The sequence below is a fragment of the Weizmannia agrestimuris genome (genome assembly GCF_943193165.1).
Lineage (GTDB): Bacteria > Bacillota > Bacilli > Bacillales > Bacillaceae_C > Weizmannia > Weizmannia faecalis.
Genome location: NZ_CALPDC010000022.1, coordinates 17,198 through 38,197 on the forward strand (window position 1 = coordinate 17,198; position 21,000 = coordinate 38,197).

19 protein-coding genes and 1 riboswitch are annotated in these 21,000 nt (G+C 47.2%); of the genes, 12 read left to right on the top strand and 7 right to left on the bottom strand.

The window, feature by feature from the left end; genetic code table 11:
* The first annotated feature begins 252 nt into the window (after positions 1 to 252).
* The 7 genes from NFR98_RS09620 (at position 253) to NFR98_RS09650 (ending at position 7,268) form a co-directional block, all read left to right on the top strand.
* Complete coding sequence (locus NFR98_RS09620; RefSeq protein ID WP_014096873.1) at positions 253 to 1,125, top strand: 3-hydroxyacyl-CoA dehydrogenase family protein; 873 nt, start codon at positions 253 to 255, stop codon at positions 1,123 to 1,125.
* Positions 1,122 to 1,901 (top strand): enoyl-CoA hydratase/isomerase family protein, encoded by a 780-nt coding sequence (locus NFR98_RS09625; protein ID WP_014096874.1) that lies wholly within the window; start codon positions 1,122 to 1,124, stop codon positions 1,899 to 1,901. Before NFR98_RS09620 ends, NFR98_RS09625 begins: the two co-directional genes overlap by 4 nt.
* An 11-nt stretch (positions 1,902 to 1,912) precedes the next feature.
* Positions 1,913 to 3,088 carry an acetyl-CoA C-acetyltransferase gene (locus NFR98_RS09630; protein ID WP_104851662.1) on the top strand — a complete coding sequence of 392 codons (1,176 nt, stop codon included), beginning with the start codon at positions 1,913 to 1,915 and terminating at the stop codon, positions 3,086 to 3,088.
* 341 nt (positions 3,089 to 3,429) lie between these two features.
* Positions 3,430 to 5,019 carry a class I adenylate-forming enzyme family protein gene (locus NFR98_RS09635; RefSeq protein ID WP_237340695.1) on the top strand — a complete coding sequence of 530 codons (1,590 nt, stop codon included), beginning with the start codon at positions 3,430 to 3,432 and terminating at the stop codon, positions 5,017 to 5,019.
* Positions 5,020 to 5,023: 4 nt separating this feature from the next.
* On the top strand, positions 5,024 to 5,437 hold the full coding sequence (locus NFR98_RS09640; RefSeq protein ID WP_014096877.1) for an acyl-CoA thioesterase: 414 nt from the start codon (positions 5,024 to 5,026) through the stop codon (positions 5,435 to 5,437).
* Between the two features lie 17 nt (positions 5,438 to 5,454).
* Positions 5,455 to 6,684 (top strand): FAD-dependent monooxygenase, encoded by a 1,230-nt coding sequence (locus NFR98_RS09645; protein WP_251460022.1) that lies wholly within the window; start codon positions 5,455 to 5,457, stop codon positions 6,682 to 6,684.
* Between the two features lie 26 nt (positions 6,685 to 6,710).
* A complete protein-coding gene (locus NFR98_RS09650) occupies positions 6,711 to 7,268 on the top strand; it encodes a hypothetical protein (RefSeq protein ID WP_014096878.1) in 558 nt (185 codons plus the stop codon).
* A 506-nt stretch (positions 7,269 to 7,774) separates the two neighbouring features.
* On the opposite strand, the gene NFR98_RS09655 is transcribed toward NFR98_RS09650, so the two are convergent.
* On the bottom strand, positions 7,775 to 8,560 hold the full coding sequence (locus tag NFR98_RS09655) for an IclR family transcriptional regulator (protein ID WP_251460025.1): 786 nt from the start codon (positions 8,558 to 8,560) through the stop codon (positions 7,775 to 7,777).
* Between the two features lie 266 nt (positions 8,561 to 8,826).
* On the opposite strand from NFR98_RS09655, the gene NFR98_RS09660 reads away from it, so the two are divergent.
* Genes NFR98_RS09660 through NFR98_RS09670 form a run of 3 tightly spaced genes read left to right on the top strand, consistent with a single transcriptional unit; the run spans position 8,827 to position 11,400 of the window.
* Positions 8,827 to 9,774, top strand: coding sequence for a fumarylacetoacetate hydrolase family protein (locus NFR98_RS09660; protein ID WP_035183295.1), 948 nt, complete (start codon positions 8,827 to 8,829; stop codon positions 9,772 to 9,774).
* Positions 9,774 to 10,271: a DinB family protein gene (locus NFR98_RS09665; RefSeq protein ID WP_014096881.1), complete on the top strand. Its 498-nt coding sequence runs from the start codon at positions 9,774 to 9,776 to the stop codon at positions 10,269 to 10,271. The genes NFR98_RS09660 and NFR98_RS09665 overlap by 1 nt, the downstream gene beginning before the upstream one ends.
* A 16-nt stretch (positions 10,272 to 10,287) precedes the next feature.
* Positions 10,288 to 11,400 (top strand): cupin domain-containing protein, encoded by a 1,113-nt coding sequence (locus NFR98_RS09670; RefSeq protein ID WP_035183297.1) that lies wholly within the window; start codon positions 10,288 to 10,290, stop codon positions 11,398 to 11,400.
* 285 nt (positions 11,401 to 11,685) lie between these two features.
* On the opposite strand, the gene NFR98_RS09675 is transcribed toward NFR98_RS09670, so the two are convergent.
* From NFR98_RS09675 to NFR98_RS09695, 5 genes are all read right to left on the bottom strand, one after another.
* Positions 11,686 to 12,831, bottom strand: a complete 1,146-nt coding sequence (locus tag NFR98_RS09675; RefSeq protein ID WP_104851658.1) for an ABC transporter permease — start codon at positions 12,829 to 12,831, stop codon at positions 11,686 to 11,688.
* Positions 12,831 to 13,946 carry an ABC transporter permease gene (locus NFR98_RS09680; RefSeq protein WP_026684248.1) on the bottom strand — a complete coding sequence of 372 codons (1,116 nt, stop codon included), beginning with the start codon at positions 13,944 to 13,946 and terminating at the stop codon, positions 12,831 to 12,833. The genes NFR98_RS09675 and NFR98_RS09680 overlap by 1 nt, the downstream gene beginning before the upstream one ends.
* A 14-nt stretch (positions 13,947 to 13,960) precedes the next feature.
* Entirely contained in the window at positions 13,961 to 14,896 is a 936-nt protein-coding gene (locus NFR98_RS09685; protein ID WP_035183301.1) for an ABC transporter ATP-binding protein, read from the bottom strand.
* Positions 14,897 to 15,014: 118 nt separating this feature from the next.
* On the bottom strand, positions 15,015 to 16,118 hold the full coding sequence (locus NFR98_RS09690; RefSeq protein ID WP_251460027.1) for a sensor histidine kinase: 1,104 nt from the start codon (positions 16,116 to 16,118) through the stop codon (positions 15,015 to 15,017).
* The gene (locus tag NFR98_RS09695) at positions 16,103 to 16,759 is read right to left on the bottom strand and encodes a response regulator (RefSeq protein WP_251460028.1); all 657 of its coding nucleotides are present in this window, start codon (positions 16,757 to 16,759) and stop codon (positions 16,103 to 16,105) included. The genes NFR98_RS09690 and NFR98_RS09695 overlap by 16 nt, the downstream gene beginning before the upstream one ends.
* A gap of 226 nt (positions 16,760 to 16,985) precedes the next feature.
* On the opposite strand from NFR98_RS09695, the gene NFR98_RS09700 reads away from it, so the two are divergent.
* On the top strand, positions 16,986 to 18,203 hold the full coding sequence (locus NFR98_RS09700; RefSeq protein ID WP_251460030.1) for an MFS transporter: 1,218 nt from the start codon (positions 16,986 to 16,988) through the stop codon (positions 18,201 to 18,203).
* 21 nt (positions 18,204 to 18,224) lie between these two features.
* The gene (locus NFR98_RS09705) at positions 18,225 to 19,937 is read left to right on the top strand and encodes an ABC transporter ATP-binding protein (RefSeq protein WP_035183306.1); all 1,713 of its coding nucleotides are present in this window, start codon (positions 18,225 to 18,227) and stop codon (positions 19,935 to 19,937) included.
* Positions 19,938 to 20,077: 140 nt separating this feature from the next.
* Here NFR98_RS09705 and NFR98_RS09710 read toward each other — a convergent pair whose 3' ends face one another.
* On the bottom strand, positions 20,078 to 20,560 hold the full coding sequence (locus NFR98_RS09710) for a hypothetical protein (protein WP_251460033.1): 483 nt from the start codon (positions 20,558 to 20,560) through the stop codon (positions 20,078 to 20,080).
* A gap of 259 nt (positions 20,561 to 20,819) precedes the next feature.
* Positions 20,820 to 20,921: riboswitch (purine riboswitch) on the top strand.
* Positions 20,922 to 21,000 lie beyond the last annotated feature (79 nt).

The following is a 21,000-nucleotide window of genomic DNA, read 5'->3' on the forward strand; positions in this document are numbered from 1 at the left end:
CTTTTTAGATGAAAGGTGTTTTTTCTTTGAAAAAACCTGTCACAGACAAGGATCCAAAAAGGCAAGCGTTTTAAACGGTTTGTTTTTGACAGTACGGCCTAGCCGATCAGGAACGCTGGAAGGCGGAAACACTCCTACAAAGTGTAGGAAAAGTTTTAAAAAAACCATACAGTCTGCAGGTACCCATCCAAATCGAAAAGGCTTACAATGAATTAACAGAAAGTTAAGTATAATAGGATGGGAGATAAAAATATGTCAATTCAAACCATTGGGGTAGTAGGCGCCGGTTCAATGGGATCCGGCATTGCCAATTTAGCAGCCATGAAGGGATTCCAGGTCATTTTACGGGACATTGAAGACCGTTTTCTTGACGGCGCTTTGGCGAGGATGGACCAATTTATGTCCAAAAGTGTTGCAAAAGGAAAAATGACGGAGACGGAAAAACAGGAAACGCTTGCGCGAATCCGGACGACAACCAATCTGGATGACATGAAAGATGCCGATATTGTCATTGAAGCTGTCCTTGAAGACTTGGAATTGAAGAAACAAGTATTCTCGCAGCTTGACGGGATTGTCCCAGACCATGTCATTCTTGCTACAAATACGTCTTCGATGTCGATTACGGAAATCGCCTCCGCCACCACCCGGCCTGATCGCGTTGCAGGCATGCATTTTTTCAATCCGGCCCAGTTGATGAAACTCGTGGAAGTTGTTAGGGGTTTCAACACGAGCGATGAAACGGTGGAAGAATTGAAAACGTTATCCAAATCGCTATCGAAAGAACCGGTGGAGGTGAAAAAAGACTCTCCCGGCTTTATTGTCAACCGCATTATGATTCCGCAATTTATCGAAGCCATTAAAATTTTGGAAGAAGGCGTGGCAACGGCGGAAGATATCGACAAGGCGGTAAAACTTGGGCTGAACTATCCGATGGGGCCGTTTACGCTGCAAGATTTTGCCGGCGTTGATATCGGCTACCATGTCATGAATTATTTAAAAGAAGAGTTGAACGACCCGCATTTTGCACCACCGCTTTTGTTAAAACAGCTCGTAAAAGCGAACCGGCTCGGGAAAAAGACTGGCGCGGGATTTTATGATTACAACAAAGAGGAGGTCAAAGCGTGAGTCATCAATATTTGCTATGCGAAAAAGAAGAGTCGGTTGCAGTCGTCACAATCAATAGGCCGCCTGTCAATCCGCTCAGCACACAAGTATTCCAGGAGTTATCGCATATTTTTCATGAACTGGATGCAGACGATGAAGTACGCGCCATTGTCCTGACCGGAAGCGGGGAAAAAGCGTTTGTGGCCGGCGCCGATATTAATGAAATGGCCGGGCTTGACCTTGTCGGTGTGAACAAAATGAATAAAATGTCGCGGGCGGTTTTTACCCAAATCGAAAATACATCGAAACCGGTCATTGCCGCGTTAAACGGCCTTGCATTGGGCGGCGGTTTTGAACTTGCACTTGTCTGTGATTTGCGGATCAGTTCCGAAAAAGCTAAATTTGCTTTTCCGGAAGCCGGCCTCGGGATTATTCCGGGCGGCGGCGGTACCCAGCGCCTGCAAAAAATCGTCGGGCAGGGGGTCGCAAAGGAGTTGCTCTACTTCGGGGAGATGATAGACGCAAACCGTGCGCTTGCGCTGCATATTGTGAATAAAGTTGTACCGCCAGATGAAGTGCTAGATACAGCGAAAGAGTGGGCCCGGAAACTTGCACAGAAGCCGCCGGTCGCAATGCAAATGCTAAAAACAGCAGTCAATGCCGGCTCGAATACCGATATAGAAACCGGGCTTACGATTGAAGCGGCCTGCTTTGGCAATGCTTTTTCCACCGAAGACCGAAAAGAAGGATTAAACGCTTTTGTTGAAAAAAGGAAACCGGCTTTTTCTGGCAGATAGGGGGGGATCAGATGACCGATATTGTACTGCTTGAAGGCGCAAGAACGCCGTTTACAGAGCTTTCGGGTTCATTGCGCGAAATCACGGCCACCGATCTGGGGGCGATTGCGGCAAAAGAAGCCATTAAAAAATCGAATATTTCAGCTGAAGAAATTGACCATGTCGTCTTCGGCAATGTACAGCAATCGAGCAAAGATGCCCATTTGCTCGCAAGGCATGTCGGCTTGAAGGCAGGAACGCCGATTGATGTGCCCGCTATTACGATTAACCGGCTGTGCGGGACGGGGCTTGAAGCGATCGTAACAGCGGCGCGTTATATTTTAACCGGGGAAGCGGAAGTCGTTCTTGCCGGAGGAACGGAAAATATGAGTCAGGTGCCGCATGTCATTCGGGGCATGCGCTGGGGCAGCCCGCTCGGTTCCCCGAAAGTGGAGGACTGGCTGTGGGACGGTCTGTATGATACATACGGGGACTGCACGATGGCACAAACGGCCGAGAACCTGGCGGCAAAATACGGGATTACGAGAGAAGAAATCGACCAGCATGCCCTTTCCAGCCACGAACGGGCGAAACGGGCACGGGAAAAGGGGTACTTGCAGGAAGAGATTGTGCCGGTGACGGTAAAAGGGCGGAAAGGGGACATTGTCGTGAAAGACGATGAACATATCCGCGACACGAGCATGGAGCAGCTCGCCCGGCTGAAACCGAGATTCATAGAAAACGGCGTGGTCACAGCAGGGAATGCAAGCGGGATGGTGGACGGCGCCGGTGCAGTGGTAGTGGCATCAAGCGACTATGCGGGGCAAAAAGGCTTAAAGCCCATTGCCCGCCTTGTGTCCTGGAACGTTGTCGGCGTGGAGCCGAAATATATGGGGATTGGCCCGGTTCCGGCAATCCGAAACGCTTTAAAGAAAGCAAAGCTTACGATAAGTGATCTAAATTTAATTGAAATCAATGAAGCCTTCTCTGCACAGTATTTGGCGTGCCAGAAAGAACTCGGTTTTGATCTTGAGATGGGGAATGTGAACGGCGGTGCGATTGCGCTCGGGCACCCGCTTGCAGCAAGCGGCACGAGGATCACCACTGCCCTGATATATGAAATGCGCAGGCGAAAACAAAAGTACGGTGCTTCCGCCGTGTGCATCGGCGGCGGGCAAGGAATCGCAGCAGTTTGGGAAGCCTTGTAATTTTTAGCTGAAGGAGGAGCGCATAGGACAGGTTCAGACGCTTGCACAAGCCGGCCGTAAAAAGGCAGCTGCTATTTTTGGGAGGGTCAAAAAACACTTGGCTTATGTTGCAGATTTGATTTGCGTTTTTGAGAAGCACAAAAGGACGCTCCGCAACGATTTGTCTTTAGCAGGAGTCCCCAAAGACATTTGGTTTGCATTGCGGGAATGATTTGTCTCTTTGAAAGGCACAAGCGGACAATTGGGCCAAAAACAGATCCCGATTGTTTTTTTGAAGGTTTGGCCATAATGGCGGACTTTTTGTCATGGTGCCGGTTTCTTTATTTTACATGAACAGGGGGATGGCCGTGGAGAAAGATCCGAATCTTTTCAGCGTATACGAACAATTGGTTTTTACGGCGGAAAAATACGGGCGAAAAGAAGCGATATATGATCTAAAAAATAGAGTTTCTTATTCGGCACTCTTACAAGATGTAGATCATTTCGCCAATGTACTGGCAGCAAAGGGCGTGAAAAAAGGTGACCGGATTGCCGTCAGCCTGCCAAACTGGTATGAAGCGGCTGTCATCTATTTTGCCGCAGCCAAAATAGGCGCAATTCTTGTCCCAATCAATCCGCTTTATAAATCTCATGAGTTGGAATACATTCTCGATAATGCAGCACCTGTTCTTTTAATTGCTTCCGAAAGTTTGGAAAAAAACCTTGGCTTCCAACAATCTTTACAATGGGTAAAAGAATCCATTACCGTACGGTTCCCGCTGATGGGTTTTCCTTCGTTTGATGAGTATACCGGTGGGGCGGCAAGCTATAGATCCGTCCAAAAGACGAAAATAGACGCGGATAATGATGTCTTTTGTATTTTATATACATCCGGCACGACCGGCAAGCCAAAAGGTGTCATGATCACACACCGGGCAGTAGTCCAATCTGCCCGTACCATTGCATCCGTCTTGAAATGCACGGATCAGGATGCCTTTATCATCTCAGCCCCGCTTTTCCACATATTTGGGCTGGCGATTAACCTGGTTTGCGCCATTTCCGCCGGAGCTCGGATCCTGTTGCAGGAAAAATTCCGGGCGGAGCAAACGTTGAAACTGATTGAACAAGAGAGCATAACCGTTCAGCAAGGGGTCCCAACCATGTTTTTGAAACAATTGGAAGTGGAAAATTTGGAAAATTATAATCTTTCTTCGCTTCGAACCGGGATTGTCGGTGCCTCCCCTATTCCCCCCAACAAAGTCAAAGAAATCAGGGAGAAAATGGGAATGGAGCTGAACCAGTCCTTTGGCATTACAGAAGCCGTGACTGTCACTTCTACCACCTTTGAAGATGATGAAGATAAAATACTGGAAACACTTGGCCGGCCTATCCCGGGTGTCGAACTGAAGATTGTCAATGACAAAAGGGAGACGGTTCCGCATGGTGTGGTCGGAGAGATTGCTGTTAGAAGCTTTGCGGTCATGAAAGGGTACTATAAGATGCCGGAACAGACGGACCAGGTGCTTGACAGCGAAGGCTGGTTCTATACAGGAGATTTAGGCATGCTTGATGAAGATGGCTATCTGAAATTTGTCGGCCGAAAAAAGGAAATGATTATCCGCGGCGGATTTAATATTTACCCACAGGAAATTGAAGCCGTCTTGTCGAAGCATCCCTATATCCTTGAGTCTGCGGTAATTGGATTTCCGGATGAAATGCTGGGTGAAATTGTATGCGCTGTCATTCGTCTCAAAGAAGGGGCGGATTGTTCGGAGGAAGACATCCTCACCTATTTGAAAGAGTGGATTGCGATTTATAAAGTCCCACAGCGCATTTTGTTCACACAGGATTTTCCAACGACGGCAAGCGGCAAAATTCAAAAAGTCAGACTCCGGGAGCAGCTGCTGAAAACCGCTGTTCAAAGCAATCCAAAATCACTGGAAAGGAAGTGAATCCATGCCGGCCATATACCGATTTGATGTGAAATGGGGCGATACGGATGCGGCAGGGATTGTGTTTTACCCGAATTTTTACAAATGGATGGATGAAGCGACACATCATTTTTTTGCCACAGCGGGGTTTCCATCGTCCAGATTATTGGCTGAACGGCAAACGATCATCCCACTTCTCGAAGCCCACTGCCAGTTTAAAAGTTCGCTTTTATTTGAGGATGAGGTAGAAGTGCAAAGCGAAATACAAGAACTGCGGAAAAAAGTCTTTAAAATCGGCCACCGCTTTATAAAAGACGGACAGCCGGTTGCAGAAGGGTATGAAATCAGAGCGTGGGCCCATTTCAATGAAAAGCCGAAAGCCTTCCCGATTCCTGAAGATATCAAAGAAATATTGCTTGCCGGGACTTCAAATCGATAAAAAGGAGACATGCAACGATGGGAGAAACGAAAAAAACGGATGTGGTTGTTGTCGGCGCCGGGCCGGTCGGACTGGTGGCCGGCCTTGCTTTAAAAGAAAAGGGCATTTCGTCTGTTGTGATTGAAGCAGAACCGTATGGCAGGCCCCGCGCCGGAAGCAGGGCCATCTATTTGCACAATGCAACGTTAAAATTGCTTGAAGAAACATCAAAAGGGCTAGGTTTTACATTGGCACGGAACGGGATTATTTGGCCGGTGAAACGCACGCTTTATAAAGGCAAACAAGTGTATGTGCGCAACTACGGTGTGACCGACAACAAAGACCCGCATCATCTGCCGCATTTTACATCGCTCCACCAGCATGAAATTGAAAAATATCTGTATGAGGCGTGTGTACATGCCGGCGTTGAATTTGTGTGGGGGGAACCGGTCCAAACCATGGATATTTCAAAAAGCGGTGTCCGCTTGGTAACGGAAAACGGCAATGTATGGGAGGCGGAATATGTGATCGGCTGTGATGGCGCACGCTCGGTTGTCAGAGAACAGGCCGGCCTCCGGTTTGAAGGACCACGGACAGCGGATACATTTATTGTCGTCGATGTCAAGGAAGATCCGGACAATCCACTTCCACTAGAACGGACTTTCCATTACCAGCACCCGGCTATGGGAGGACGAAATGTCATGTTTGTGCCGTTTAAAGACGGCTGGCGAATTGATCTCCAATTGCTTTCTTCCGACAAGCCGGAAGATTACATGGGCGTTGAAAATGTAAAAAAATGGATGCCGAAAGTGATGGACCCTAAATATGCAGACAGCATTACATGGGTTTCTTCGTATCGTTTCCATCAGGTGGTCGTAAATGCATTTACGGACGAGCACCACCGTGTTCTGTTGGCAGGAGAAGCTGCCCACCTGTTTGCTCCATTTGGCGCGCGCGGCCTGAATTCCGGTGTGCCGGATGCCGTGATTGCTGTCCGCGGCATTGAAAAGGCGCTTTCCGCTTCTTCCGAGGAGGAAAGAAAAGCAGCCATCGCCGCATCTGCCAAGGAACGCAGAATTGCCGCGCTTTGGAACCGGGACGGCTCTTCAACGGCGTTACACCATTTGCAAGGGGATTCGCGCGAAATGAATATGAAACGGGAAATTGCCGCATCGCTCGTTTCTGTCGTGCCGAGTATGGGGAGATGGCTGGACGAGGGGCCATATGGGCCGAAGTTCGGACCGCCAGAACTGACAACAAAATATTAAATCTTCAGGCGAAAGGAGTGTGCACCATGACGGTTGCCGAAGTCATCAGTGAAAAAAAGTACGGATCGCTTGCCCGATCTGTAAATGAGATGATTGCCCGCCTTGTCTCTGTTCCGTGGTACAGCAATGCCGGTAGGGAGAATCCGTATGCGGAGCAGAAAATAAAGGAATTTGCCGCCTGTTTCGGTACTCGGAAACTGGATGTGAAGTGGATCTCAAAAGAAAAACTGGGGGATACGGCTAAACAGCTTACATTTGAAGGATGTGAGCTATGGAATGTTTTAAAAGACATTCCGGATCAATTAAAAGTAAAAATAGACGCTCAAGGCAAGGGGAAAATTTTGGAAGACGTTGTGTATAAAATGCCGGAAGCCATTTTTCACCGTACATTTGATCAGGCTTTTGCCATTTTCGGGGACCGGGAAACAGTACAATTTTTGATTGGGCATGCCCTGTACATCAGCTTGCTTTACTGCTTGTATGAACTGGCAGAAAAGGAAAACCCGGTTTCCTTTTTGCTGGACATTTTGGAAGCAGGCAATATTCCGCTTGGGCCGGATGGGAATATCTTTTATCTCGTCTGATTTCTAGTGCTGGTTTGGGGATGGAAGGAACAGCAATTTGCATGGTGACTACTTTTACAGCAGGCAACAGAGCTGCGATATTTTGTTCATTTTATACAGATAAAATTCCGCCCGTTTTATGTGATGTGCCACTGTTCATCTGTTGACCTCCATGATTGTCATTTTCTCCCTTTCATCCCTATCCGTGTAAAAAATTTCGTGTTCTGTTACCGGGAAAAACCCGTCTTGCTTTCACTATTGCCCGTTCCCATTCCCAAACCAAGAAAAAGTTTGCTTTTTTTCTCAAGACGGGTAAAAATTCATATTTGCATATCCCCCCAAATCAGAAATCGCTTACAATTTTTATCAAAATAGAAAACTCGGTTCTCTATTTTGATTATATTTGGAGGGGTATCGCATAGCAAGACTATTTTGTATAACAATCAGAAAAAACAAAATAGCAGGGGTTATCCTGCTATTTGGACATCTATACCGGATCAGCAACATGTTTTTCCGGGAGAATGCTTTTATTTGGAAGGGGTCACGGAATCCTCGCTGTACCCGAATGCCTGTGACACTTGAAGCCCTGTTTTTTTAATGTTAATGATAAATGCAACATTCTCTCCTTCCGCCGCGGGAATCTGTCCCGAGAAGCCGACAACCGCGATGGCGCCAAGCAAGGTTTTCTTATAATTAAAAACCGGGATGGCGATCGAGGAGACTGAAGTTAAAATTGGCTCTTTCGCAAAGGCGATTTTCTGTTTACGGACAGACCGGATTTCTTTTTCCAAATCCGCCTTCACGTTGTGGTCCAATTTTGCCGATTCCCGCTCCTTCCACTCCCGGATGGTGCCCTGATCCATAAAAGCGAGAAAAATTTTTCCAACAGCGGAAGCTAGCGGCGGAATGGTGCCAATTTGTGCCCCAATATTAAACCCCGGATTGCTGTTGACAAGTTTGATGATCATCGGTCCCTCTGGCGTCCAGACTGCAAAAAGCGTGGAGCAGCGTGTTGCATGATTGAGTTTTTCGAGAAAAGGCACAACCCTATCCAATACATTTTCCTGATCCACCGCAGCCATGCCGTATTCAATCAATTTTGGCCCGAATGTATAAAGGCCGGCGTCATCTTTGTATAAAATGCCGAGTTGGACAAATGTATTTAAATATTTGTACAGATTGCTTTTGGTAATCCCGGTTAATTCCTGAATATCGGAGAATTTTAACGGCCTTCTTTGCTTTGACAGGGCATCCAGAATACTGTTCCCAACTTGGAGCGATTGAATGGTCGAGCCGTTTTTGATGATATCCATAAAAAGGCCTCCTATAAATTTCGAAAAAGTTGCAGACAAAACCCATTATAGCATGGATCATGTTACCGTGGTTTTGTCGTTTGAAAAAATCAGAATAGAAAGTATTGACAACCGAATCGTCCACCTTGTATCATATAAGTGAACATCGATTACTAATGTTATAATACAAAAAAGGGAAGAATGGGTGCAAATGTAAGATTTGCCTTTCATTCAAGATGTCTGGTTAAAAATGTAACCGTGTACAAAACAGGAATGGGGATGATGGGATGAAACTTTTGACCTTCCGTTATGAAGGTGTGGCTAGAATTGGCGCGTACGTAGACGGGCTTGCCGTAGACTTGCATACGGCTTTTACGGCACTTTTGGAATCAAAGGGGAAACGCCGCGCTCGGCAAATTGCGGAAGCTTACATTCCAAATGATATGAACGGATTTCTAGAGGGCGGCAAAGAAAGCATGGCATACGCAAAAGAAGCGGTGGACTATGCCTTGAAAGTAAAGACAGATAAAGAAAGGCGGCTTGTTTTTCCGGCTGAAGAAGTGAAACTGGAAGCGCCTGTACCGAAACCGGGGAAAATGATTTGCGTCGGGCACAACTACAAAGAGCATATTCTTGAAATGAAGCGGGAACTGCCTCCGTATCCGGTTGTGTTTGCCAAATTTGCAAATACGGTCATCGGGCCGCAGGATGATATTCCGTTCTTCCCGATCTCGGAGCAGCTGGATTACGAAGGGGAATTTGCTTTTGTCATCGGAAAAAAGGCAAGAAATGTTTCACAGGAAGAGGCACTCGACTATGTTGCCGGCTACACGATTGTCAATGATGTCACGTACCGGGATATTCAGCGCAGAACATTGCAATGGCTTCAAGGTAAATCGGTGGACGGCACAGCGCCAATGGGGCCATGGCTTGTTACGGGTGATGAACTCACTGATCCGTCCGGCCTTGAAATGGTTGTTACTGTCAACGGGGAAGAAAGGCAGCATACGAATACAGCCAATCTTGTTTTCACAGTCCCATACTTGGTTGAATTTTTGTCAAACTTAATGACACTTGAACCGGGCGATGTCATTTTAACTGGAACGCCCGGGGGAGTCGGATTTGCCCGCGATCCGCAAGTGTTCCTGAAAGACGGGGATGTGGTCCGGATTGAAATTGACAAAATCGGTGCCCTTGAGAACAAAGTGAAAAAAACGACTGAGGTGATGGTGTAATGGCAATTCCGTATATGGAAAACGCAATCCGGTCTGTGCACAAATCGCTTGATCAGATCATTAAAACGGCGGAGGGGCTTTCCGAAGACATCATCCGCAAAAAACCGAGTGAAGAAGAATGGTCGATCATGCAAATCCTATGCCATGTCCTGGAAGTCGGGCCTTACTGGATGGGGGAAATTGAAAAAATCAAAGAAAATCCGCAGATCAAATGGGGTCGCGGGCTGAACGACGAAGCGCGGCTTGAAGCCGTGAACACAACAGACAGCCAGTCCGTTTCAGAAGTTTTGGCGGGACTCCGCAGCTTAAAAACCGAGCTTTCCGGCCGGCTGGAAAAACTGGATGAAGACACCCTGCAGATCGAAGCGGAAAGCAAAAATCCGAACTTTGGGACCAAGCCGGTTTCGTTTATTGTCGATCACTTAATTGTCGAACATATTGCCAAACATTACGGGCAGATCAACCGGAATTTATCAAAATTTCATATTAATCAATAAAGGGGAGAAGATGAGGATGGGAGAAACAACGGAATTTATGCAAAGCCAGATAGTAAAGGATTTTAACCGGGATTTGGAACAATATCACCTCGGGCCGCTTTGGGAAGCGATTCCCGCTATTATGAACCATGAACCGAAACCGCAGGCAGAAGCGTATTTGTGGAAATGGGACCTGATTTATAAAAAATTGATGGAATCTGCTGAAATTTTCACGCCGGAACGCGGAGGCGAACGCCGCGCCATTTATTTCCAAAATCCGGGGCTTACTTATCGTCAGCCTTGGGGTTGGGCTTCCACGACGCAAACATTGTATGCGGCGGCACAATTGATTTTGCCGGGTGAAAAAGCGCCTTCCCACCGCCATTCGCAAGGGGCGCTTCGGTTTATTACAAACGGGGAAGGCGCTTACACCATTGTCGAGGGCGAACGCATTTTTATGGAAGAAGGGGATTTTCTGATTACGCCGGCTGGTCTCTGGCACGGCCACGCACATGTCGGGGATAAGCCGATGATTTGGATGGATGCGCTTGACATACCGGTGATTTATTCGATGGGCGGAACGTTTTTCGAGCCGTACCCGGATCAGCTTCAACAACCGAAAAAGCCGGATAACTTTACGTCAAGGCGCTATCAAGGCGGTATGGTGCGCCCGATTTCCGACCGCTATGCAAGTGTGGCGCCGCTTGCCGATTATAAATGGAGCCAGACGGTCAAAGCAATCGATGGGCTCAGCGCGTTTGAGCCGGATCCGTATGACGGCTATGCGGTTGAATACATCAATCCGTCAACTGGTGAAACGGCAAATGCAACGATTGCTTCGTGGATGCAGAAACTGCCGAAAGGATTCCATACGAAAGCGCACCGCCATACCCATGCGTCAATTTATAACGTCTTCCGCGGTTCCGGCTACAGCATCATTAACGGCGTCCGCTTTGACTGGTCAAAAGGTGATTATTTCGTCATTCCGAATTGGGCATGGCATGAGCATGTGGCATTGGAAGATTCGTTCCTGTTCTCTTGTAGTGACCTACCAATCATGGAAAAATTCAACCTTGAAAAATCACAAGCGCTGGAAGAAAATAACGGCCACCAAACGGTGAAAGGGGAATTCAAACCGGTCCTGGCATAAAAGTGCATTGGAAAATTTGGCACCGCTTCCATGAGATGAAGAAAAAAATCCATGGAAGCGAAGCTGAAAAATGGATGCCTATCCCGCAGGTTTGGGGCAAGCGGGACAGGGATCCGAACCGAAACTTCCGGAATTGAAAAGCAGGTGAATGGGGTGTTCCTGCTCTTTTGCGGGCCTGTTGATTGATTGGTTGCACTGGAGCAAAAGCAACCTGTCAAACGCAAATGCAACATAGCCGGCAACATGTCAAAAAGAGAGGCGGATCTGCCTCTCTTTTTGCAAGAACTATACAAAGTTATGGGTATTGCGGTTTCTGCTGAACTTGTAAATGGCAAACAGGAAGAAACAAAGCGCAAAGGCAATCAGGATCAAAATGTTTAAATACAGGCTGCTGAGCGGATGGCCGGTTTGCAATTTGTCCAAGGTTTCCAATGTCCAGCGCTGCGGCAGAAAATCGGAAACTTTCTGCAGGGCTTTCGGCATGATTTCCACCGGCCAGAAGCAGCCGGAAAGCATGCACGTCGGTACGGCGATTAAGGATTGCAGCGAGTTAAAAGCACTCCGGCTGTTTGACAGCGACACCATCATTAAGGAAATGCCGGTTGAAATCCAGGCAAACAGGAACATGACGGCTGACAGCTGCCAGATGGAAAGATTCATCGTCATATGGAAAACATATTTCATGGCCGCTGTGATCAATGCAATTTGAACCGCCATCACGATCAGGTTGCAAAGTACATTGGACAATACATACTTGCCCGTGCTGACCGGCGAAGACAATAGCCTGAAATACGTGCGGTTTTCTCTTTCGGCAAGAATCAGTTCAGACAAACTGAAGGCAGACATAAGCATAAACAGGATAAGCACGCCCATCGTCTGGTAGGTTAAATCACTAGATTGGGAAAGATCCTGCAAATGAATGGTTTTCACTTTATAGGAAGCTTTTTGGAATTCATCATACATCGTTTGAAAAGTCTGTTCGTTTCCTGACGATACTTTGCTGATGGATACGATATGATCGATGTATTGATATAAATAGGATTGCACAAACTTTGTTACTTCTGCTCCTTTAATTGAAGCCATCCGGATATGAGCAGGATTTCCGCTCCTGACACTTGCGGCAAACCCCTTTTCAAAAATGATGGCACAGTCAAGCTTTCCGTCTGCCAATTGGCTTTTCAATTCGGATTGCGGAATAGCGGCCGTTTTGACATTGCCCAGCCCGCTCAGGAAATGGGCCGTATCAGTGGCGATTTGGCTGTGATCCTTATCCACGATGCCGACGTGAAGGGTTTTTACACCGCTCCCGCCGTATACAAGGAAAGCGATAAAAATACTGATAAAAGGCAACCCGATATAAAGGAGAACATTTCTTTTCTTTCGAAAGGTTTTGCTTAATGTGTTACGGACCAGCCATAAAACGTCTTTCATTACAAACCCTCCCTTTTTTGCAGTGCCGTTACAGAGATGAAAAGAATCAATAGGGCAATGCCAAGATTTGCTGCAGCGACCGGGGTAGCGGCAGATAAATCATTGTTGTAAATGATTTTCGTAATCGCCTGATTGATCCATGTCAACGGCGAAAGGTCCATTACAGCCTGTAATTTGCCGGGGTTTTCAATTTTGAAGTAGGCACCGCCAAAAAATGCCGACAGCTGGATAAAAAGGTTCAAAATCGCTCCTGTGGCGGCAGACTTGCTGAATATACTGACGCCGATGCCGATGCTGACCGAAAGAATAATCTCTGTTAAAAGCACAAGGAATACAAGCGGAAGATGGTTTCCCCAATTCGCTTTGTAAACGACCTTGCTCACAATGATGATAAGTGCTATGCAAGCGGTATAAACGAGAACATCTGCGAAAAGCTTTCCGATAAAAATACTGCTTTTTCTGACCGGGGCGGCAATGAGCCTGTCAGCTGTTTTCCGTGTCCGCTCCACTTGCATAAAAGCGCTCGATCCTAAAGATGCGTACAGGCAAATCATTGTCGTGATCACGATCGCATAATAATCCATCGCGCCGGGCTCTTTATTCGGAAGAAGAGATTCCGTTTGAATGTAATTGTGTTTAATCTTTTCGAAGGCAGCCCCACCTTTTTCCGGCGCAGTTTTCATCACTTCTGCGGCAAGATTGTACTGGTCGGCAAAAGCCGAAAATACGCCTTCTAAAATACTGCCTTTTATGCTGTTTCTTCCATTCGTATATAGCCGGATGCCATGGCCATTTAAAACGGCATATCCATCCGCATTGCCGAGCTTTACTTCTTTCAAGCCGTCCGTGTTTTTGCCGGCCTTTTCAAAATGGATATCCGATTTTTCCGCGTACTGTTGGAATGTATGGAAATAGGGTGCGGCATCTTTATTAAGGTCATTTTTGTACAACACGTGAATCTCGCCGACCGAAACCGTCTTGTCAAACGCATTCGAAAGGGCGGAACCGAGCACAAGCATTAAAACGAGCGGAAAGGCAAGCATAAATATAAGGGTGCGTTTGTTGCGGAATACGGTAATCACTTCTTTTTTTAAGATGTGCAGGATGCTTGACATCGCGTTTTTCCTCCCTAATCCCTTAAATTCCGGCCGGTTAAAGTTAAAAATACCGTTTCAAGGTTCGGTTCTTTTTCCTGCAGGGCCTTAATTTCAATATGCCGGCTGATTAAAAATTCAAGGATCAAATTTAAATTGTTGATGCTTGCATCAGACTGGATCCGAATGATATTTTCTTGGACGGATACCGTTTCAACGCCTTTTATCTTCCTGATTTCCGCGGGATCAACCGGTTCTGTTGTTTTCACTTCAATCCGGACCTCTTTTTTGTCTGTAATGATCGATTTCAATTGTTCCTTTGAGCCTTCTGCGATGATTTTGCCGTGGTCAATGATCGCGATTTTTGTGCAGATTTCTTCCACTTCTTCCATGTAATGACTCGTATAAATGATGGTGCAGCCCATTTCATTCAGTTTGCGCACGGAATTCAAAATATAATTGCGCGACTGCGGATCAATCCCGACTGTCGGTTCATCCATGATGATCAGTTTCGGCTGATGGGCGATCGCGCATGCAATATTGAGGCGCCTCTTCATCCCGCCGGAAAACTTGTCCGGTGTGCTTTTATGGTGGTCCCCAAGGCCGACAAAAGCGAGTGCTTCCCTTGTTTTTGCATCCAGTTCACTGCCGCGCAGGCCGTAGAGCCCGGCGAAAAACCGGACATTTTCAAAAGCGGTTAAATCTTCGTAAATGGCAAGATCTTGCGGGACAATGCCGAGATTCATTTTCGCAAACCGTTTGTTTTTCATGATGTTTTTTCCGAGGATTTCAATGGTCCCGTCATTGCTTCTTAACAAGCCGGCAATCATGTTGATCGTCGTGCTTTTGCCGGCGCCGTTTGCCCCGAGAAAACCGAAAATTTCCCCTTTCTTTACTTGCAGTGAGATACGGTCAACCGCAATAAAGTCGTCGAATTTTTTTGTCAAATTTCGGATTTCCAGTACGTTCATGGTTTCTTTCCCCCTGACTTCCGTTGTGTCTTTAGTATAAAAAAAGGAACGATTCCTGGTAAGTGGGATCGTTCATGACTTTCATATGAAAAAATTCATATTTTGCAGGTGAGGCTGTTCACGGCTCAATGGGAAGTAGGGTGGTCACGGAAAAACCGTGCGAACCGTCGGTGATGACATGGCCTCTAAGTGTGGCTGCTCGTTCTTCCATGCCGGTAATGCCAAGCCCTTTTTTAACTTTAGCGGCACCTTTGCCATTGTCTTTTACTTCTGCTTTGATGATTTTATTGAGGACTTGAATGTTGACGGTAATCTGTGATGCATCGGCATATTTGCGCGCATTGGTCAACGCTTCTTTCACATTTTCATGAATGATTTTCCATTGTACATGGGTAATGCAGTCGAGATTGCCACTGTAAGTGAGCATCGTTTCAAGTTCATATCTTGCGGAAAACGTATCTAAAGCAAGCTGCAGCCGGTGAATGCCGACTTGTTCAACGGGTGGTTTCATTTGTTTCAGCGTCAGCCGGATGCTTTCAATTCCTTCTTTTGTAATGGTGATTGCGTTTTGCAGTAACGCCCGTGCGCGGGTGGGGTCTTTTTCCAGAAGGCTTTTTGCCGCTTCCATCTGGATGAGTGCGCCAGTCATCACGTGGCCGATATTGTCATGAATTTCCTGCGAAATCCGGTTCCGTTCTTCCAGCCGGTAGGTGTATTCGGATTGGCGGATGAATTCCTCGTTTTCATTCAGGCGGCGCGTGAGTCTCTGGACTGAAGCGCGCAGCCGGTCAAGCTGCTGTTCTTTCTTTTCCAGCCGGTCTGCATACGTAACGGCCGTATCCCAAATGATCCAGCTAAAGGCTGACGAGAAAACGTACTGGCCGGCTGTCCCGGTTTTTAAATAAAAAAGGGGTACAAGCAGGATGAGTGCCTGTATCGATCTTGGCACGGGCCACTTTGCGGCGAGCTCCAAAACGGATAGCGGCGCGAAGATGACAAACAGGGGAGCTACATATAAAGCGCCGAAACCGGCAATGCCAATGGAGCAGGCCGCAAAAAAAGCAGGCAATGCCTTTCTATTCCAAATGTACATCGCGATATTTGCTATAAAATAGAGTAGAAGCAGGAATACAGCGGGAGCCAGAGGCAAATCTTCCTGAACAGCCATGAAAGCAGCCCAGCCAATAAGTGCCAGCTTTGCCGCAATCAGCCGGGATTCCATGTTTCGTTCCCTTTCCCTGTAAGATAATAAACGGCAATTTGGGTGCGGTGCTCAAGCCCTGTTTTGCCAAAAATTGAGGTGATGTAATTTGCGACTGTCCCTTCTGAAATGTATAAGGTTTTGGCAATTTCCTTATTGGAAAAGCCTTTTGCAATCAGGGACATGATTTCACGCTCTCTTTCCGTGAACTTTTTCAGGTCTATTTTCGGTTCCGGTTCTCTGCCACTTAAATTGGATTTAATTTTATCGAGAACCGCATCCTGGAAAATGCTGTTGCCGTTATAGACACTTTTGATGGCATCCCGGATTTTTTCAGGATCATTATTTTTCAGCAAGTAGCCTCTTGCCCCGTTTTTTAATGCATCGACAATATATTCGTCATCGTCAAAGGTGGTCAGGATCATCGGTTTGGCAGATGTTTGGGCTGCAATGATTTTCGCAGCTTCAACGCCGTTCATCTCCGGCATCCGCACATCCAAAAGGGCAATGTCAACCGACTGATTCCGGCAATATGCTGCCGCTTCCTTGCCGTTTCCGACCGTTGCCATGACTTCAAACTCTTCATATGACGATAAAATGATTTTTAACCCCTCACGTATAAAAGAGTTGTCATCGGCAATCACAATTTTAATTTTATCCATCCATTTTCCCCTCCGGCTCCGCCTTTTCTTCTTTTCATTATAGCTGAATTGCACCTGGCATACATTCTGTTTTTTATCTTTCCATCTTGTTCTTTCTGTTTTGTGGGAGCATTCTTTGCGATGCGGGCGTGTGGATTGGAATGATTGGAACAGAAAGAAAAAAAGGGTATGATAGATAGTATGGTACGGAATTTTTGGAATTTGCAGCAAAGGGGTTTGTGCAGAAATGAAATACATCGAGCAAGGGACAAGGGAATTCCGCCTGGCAAATCTTGCGCTATTTGCCGGGGGGTTCAATACGTTTGCGATTCTTTGGGGGATGCAGCCGCTTCTGCCGGATATTGCGGAACAGTTTCACTTATCGCCGACAATGTCGAGCCTGAGCCTGTCTTCTACCACCGTGACGCTCTCGGTGAGCATGCTGATTGCCGGATCGTTGTCGGAAGTGTTCGGGCGAAAATCCGTGATGTCTTTTTCGTTGATTGCTTCGTCTGCTCTTTGCATCTTGACCGCTTTTGCCCCGACTTATCATTTGCTGATTCTCTGTCGGGTGCTGCAGGGCCTTGTGCTTGCCGGGTTGCCGGCTGTTGCCATGGCCTATTTGGGGGAAGAGATTTTGCCGTCAAGCCTCGGACTTGCGATGGGGTTATATATCAGCGGGAATTCGATCGGGGGCATGGCAGGACGGATCATCTGCGGGACTTTGACCGACTTTTTCAATTGGCATGTGGCGCTGGCTTCGATCGGGGTGATCAGCCTGCTCGCAAGCATCCTGTTTTGGGCCGTGCTGCCGCCGTCTTCCCACTTTACCGCCCGGAAATTGGAGATCGGGAAACTGGCAGGGAGTCTCGTCCGCCAGCTTGTGGAACCGGGTCTGATTTATTTGTTTTTGATTGGATTTTTATTAATGGGGAGTTTTGTTTCGCTGTATAATTACATCGGATTCCAGCTGATTGCGCCGCCGTATTCGCTGAGCCAGACGGTCGTCGGCTTCATTTTCATCGTCTACCTTGTCGGTACATTCAGCTCGGCATGGATGGGGATGCTTGCGGACCGGCACGGCAGGCGGAAAATTTTACAGCTTTCACTCCTTATTGTGCTCCTGGGGGCTTCGATTACGCTTGTTCCGTCTTTATGGCTGAAAATTTTCGGCATTGCTGTGTTTACATTCGGCTTTTTTGCCGGCCATTCGATCGCAAGCGGCTGGGTTGGCCGCCTTTCCTCCCATGATAAAGCGCAGGCGTCCGGATTGTATTTATTCTTTTATTATATCGGCTCGAGCATCGGCGGGACAGTCGGGGGCGTGTTTTACAGCCGGGTCGGATGGAACGGGGTTGTGCTGATGATCGCTGTGCTCACGGTGCTGGCCATCGTGTTTTCAATCCGGCTGGCCGTGATTGCAAAAAGAAAATGGCTTGTTTCCACACGGCATGCTTCCAACTAATTTTGTGACAGGAGGGGACATATGTTACGCCGCTTTTTTTCCTATTATTTACCGCATAAAAAGCTGTTTATCCTTGATTTTACGAGCGCGGTGATTGTAGCTGTTTTTGAACTGGCCTTTCCGCTTTGTGTCCAGTGGTTTATTGACAGCCTGCTGCCAAGCGGAAAATGGGCAACGATTACGAGCGTCAGCATTGCTCTGTTGGTCCTCTATTTGATTAGTACGTATTTGCAGTACATCGTCACCTACTGGGGACACCAGCTCGGCATCAATATTGAAACGGATATGCGCAAAGAATTGTTTGTACACGTGCAGCGGCAGTCTTTTTCATTTTTTGATAATGTGAAAACCGGCCACGTCATGAGCCGGATCACAAACGATCTTTTTGACATCGGCGAACTTGCCCATCACGGCCCGGAAGATGCTTTTATTGCCGTGATGACGTTTTTCGGCGCGTTTTGCATTATGTTTACGGTCAATGCCAAACTGGCTTTCGTCACCCTCATTATTGTGCCGTTTTTGGTCTGGATCATCACGTATTGCAATATGAAAATGAACGAGGCATGGGGCAAGATGTATGGCGAGATTGCCGAAGTGAATGCGCGTGTCGAGGATAGTGTTGCAGGGGTCCGCGTCGTCCAGTCATTCACGAATGAAAATTATGAAATCACGCAGTTCCAGAAAAATAACAAACGGTTCCGAAAGGCGAAATTGCTTGCGTATAAAACGATGGCGCTGACCAATTCCAGCACGTATATGATGAGCCGGCTGATCGTCCTTGTCGTCCTTGTATACGGGGCATGGCTGGTATACAGCGGGGAATTGAAATACGGCGAGCTGGTCGGTTTTGTGCTGTATGTGAACGTGCTGTTCAAGCCGATTGATAAAATCAGTGCGATCATGGAGCTGTATCCGAAAGGGATGGCCGGTTTTAAACGGTTTACGGAATTACTGGACCGCACGCCGGATGTCCGGGACAGAGAAAATGCGGTCGAGGTTCCGGCGTTAAACGGCAACATCGCGTTCAACAATGTCAGCTTCGCTTATCCGGGCGGCCAGCCTGTGTTAAAGGGGCTGAATCTCAAAATTCGTGCCGGGGAGACGGTTGCATTTGTTGGGCCTTCTGGTGCAGGGAAAACGACCATTTGCTCCCTGATCCCACGCTTTTACGATGTGGAAAGCGGCAGCATTACCATTGACGGAATGGATATCCGCAATATGACGAAAAAATCGCTCCGCTCGCAGATTGGAATTGTCCAGCAGGATGTCTTCCTTTTTGCCGGCACCATCCGCGAAAACATTGCGTATGGAAAATTGGATGCTACAGATGAAGAAATTGAAGAAGCAGCCCGGCGCGCCCATTTGGAAGAGGTCATCCGTGCGCTGCCTGACGGGTTTGATACGCAAATCGGCGAACGCGGCCTTAAGCTTTCCGGCGGGCAAAAGCAGCGGCTGGCGATTGCGCGCATGTTTTTGAAAAATCCGCCCATCTTAATCCTGGATGAGGCGACGTCTGCCCTTGATACGGAAACCGAAAGGCAAATCCAAGCGGCATTGGATGAACTGGCAAAAGACCGGACAACGCTTGTCATTGCGCACAGGCTGGCGACGATTCGCAATGCTGACCGGATTGTTGTCGTCACCAAGGATGGAATTGCCGAACAAGGGCGCCATGATGAGCTCCTTACCCGCGGGGGGATTTTTGCAAAACTGCACGAGGCCCAGTACCAATAGTAGATCCGGGCCTGCCTTTTGGTACGGAGTGGTTTTAAAAAATGTTGGTCCCCGCCTGCTGGCATGGTTTATTCCGTGTATATGGCGGGGTTTTTAAAAGAAAAAAACGCAGGCTGTCCGCTGCGCAAAATGGAAGCTTCTTATCGGGCTTTTTTTAAGTGGCGGATATCCGTCTTGACATTTATTAAGTCTTCGAACAAGACATCCATTTTATCATCCAGCCTGGCATAATAGTTGTCGAGGTTGTCCAAATCTTTTTTCATGCCCGCGATATCCTGCTTTACTTCTGCTCTTTCGCTTTTCAGGGAAGCAACATCCTGTTTCAGCACTGCGACATCTTGCTTCAACCCGGAAACATCTTGTTTTAGCACTGCGACATCCTGTTTCAAACCTGCAACATCCTGTTTCAGCACTGCAATATCCTGCTTTACTTCTGCCATTTCGCTTTTCAGGGAAGCAACATCTTGTTTTAGCACTGCAACATCTTGCTTCAGCTCGGCAACATCCTGTTTCAGCCCGGCGATGTCTGCTTTCATTTCTTTCATCTCTGCCTTCATTGAAAGGACTTCGCCGGACAGTTCTTTGATGGCCGTAAGCAGCATTTCGTTTGTGACTTCTGCCATTTTTCCACCTCCTTTGTCGAATATATGCTCATTCTAAGGGATGATGTCCTTTCCTGCAACTGGCGAAAAGCGAAAAATGGGGCTCTCTATTTCGTGAATTGGGGGCGGATAAATGAAAAATCGGTTCTCTGCCAGCCCAAAAATTTTATTTTTAACAAAATGGCGGCCCACAAACGAACGAATATTAACCTTCAGCAAGAGGAAAATGTTCGTGTTTTCTATTGACTTCTTTTCACTTTCCCGTTACAATCAATCTTGTCAATTCAATATGCAATACCATCGTATATATTCAGGGATATGGCCTGAACGTTTCTACCAAGCTGCCGTAAATAGCTTGACTACGAGGTAATGAGATAGAGTCTGAGGGCAATCGTATAAAAATAGCAACCTTTGCCCCTCCTCATTCCTTAAGTCTGGCGTTTCGGGCGTTTACGTTCGGA

What these genes read in the sequence shown, in the direction of transcription:
- NFR98_RS09620 (WP_014096873.1), top strand. Translation starts at nt 253, where the DNA reads ATGTCAATTCAAACCATTGGGGTAGTAGGCGCCGGTTCAATGGGATCC.
- NFR98_RS09630 (WP_104851662.1), top strand. Translation starts at nt 1,913, where the DNA reads ATGACCGATATTGTACTGCTTGAAGGCGCAAGAACGCCGTTTACAGAG.
- NFR98_RS09635 (WP_237340695.1), top strand. Translation starts at nt 3,430, where the DNA reads ATGGCCGTGGAGAAAGATCCGAATCTTTTCAGCGTATACGAACAATTG.
- NFR98_RS09640 (WP_014096877.1), top strand. Translation starts at nt 5,024, where the DNA reads ATGCCGGCCATATACCGATTTGATGTGAAATGGGGCGATACGGATGCG.
- NFR98_RS09645 (WP_251460022.1), top strand. Translation starts at nt 5,455, where the DNA reads ATGGGAGAAACGAAAAAAACGGATGTGGTTGTTGTCGGCGCCGGGCCG.
- NFR98_RS09650 (WP_014096878.1), top strand. Translation starts at nt 6,711, where the DNA reads ATGACGGTTGCCGAAGTCATCAGTGAAAAAAAGTACGGATCGCTTGCC.
- NFR98_RS09655 (WP_251460025.1), bottom strand. Translation starts at nt 8,560, where the DNA reads ATGGATATCATCAAAAACGGCTCGACCATTCAATCGCTCCAAGTTGGG.
- NFR98_RS09660 (WP_035183295.1), top strand. Translation starts at nt 8,827, where the DNA reads ATGAAACTTTTGACCTTCCGTTATGAAGGTGTGGCTAGAATTGGCGCG.
- NFR98_RS09665 (WP_014096881.1), top strand. Translation starts at nt 9,774, where the DNA reads ATGGCAATTCCGTATATGGAAAACGCAATCCGGTCTGTGCACAAATCG.
- NFR98_RS09670 (WP_035183297.1), top strand. Translation starts at nt 10,288, where the DNA reads ATGGGAGAAACAACGGAATTTATGCAAAGCCAGATAGTAAAGGATTTT.
- NFR98_RS09675 (WP_104851658.1), bottom strand. Translation starts at nt 12,831, where the DNA reads ATGAAAGACGTTTTATGGCTGGTCCGTAACACATTAAGCAAAACCTTT.
- NFR98_RS09680 (WP_026684248.1), bottom strand. Translation starts at nt 13,946, where the DNA reads ATGTCAAGCATCCTGCACATCTTAAAAAAAGAAGTGATTACCGTATTC.
- NFR98_RS09685 (WP_035183301.1), bottom strand. Translation starts at nt 14,896, where the DNA reads ATGAACGTACTGGAAATCCGAAATTTGACAAAAAAATTCGACGACTTT.
- NFR98_RS09690 (WP_251460027.1), bottom strand. Translation starts at nt 16,118, where the DNA reads ATGGAATCCCGGCTGATTGCGGCAAAGCTGGCACTTATTGGCTGGGCT.
- NFR98_RS09695 (WP_251460028.1), bottom strand. Translation starts at nt 16,759, where the DNA reads ATGGATAAAATTAAAATTGTGATTGCCGATGACAACTCTTTTATACGT.
- NFR98_RS09700 (WP_251460030.1), top strand. Translation starts at nt 16,986, where the DNA reads ATGAAATACATCGAGCAAGGGACAAGGGAATTCCGCCTGGCAAATCTT.
- NFR98_RS09705 (WP_035183306.1), top strand. Translation starts at nt 18,225, where the DNA reads ATGTTACGCCGCTTTTTTTCCTATTATTTACCGCATAAAAAGCTGTTT.
- NFR98_RS09710 (WP_251460033.1), bottom strand. Translation starts at nt 20,560, where the DNA reads ATGGCAGAAGTCACAAACGAAATGCTGCTTACGGCCATCAAAGAACTG.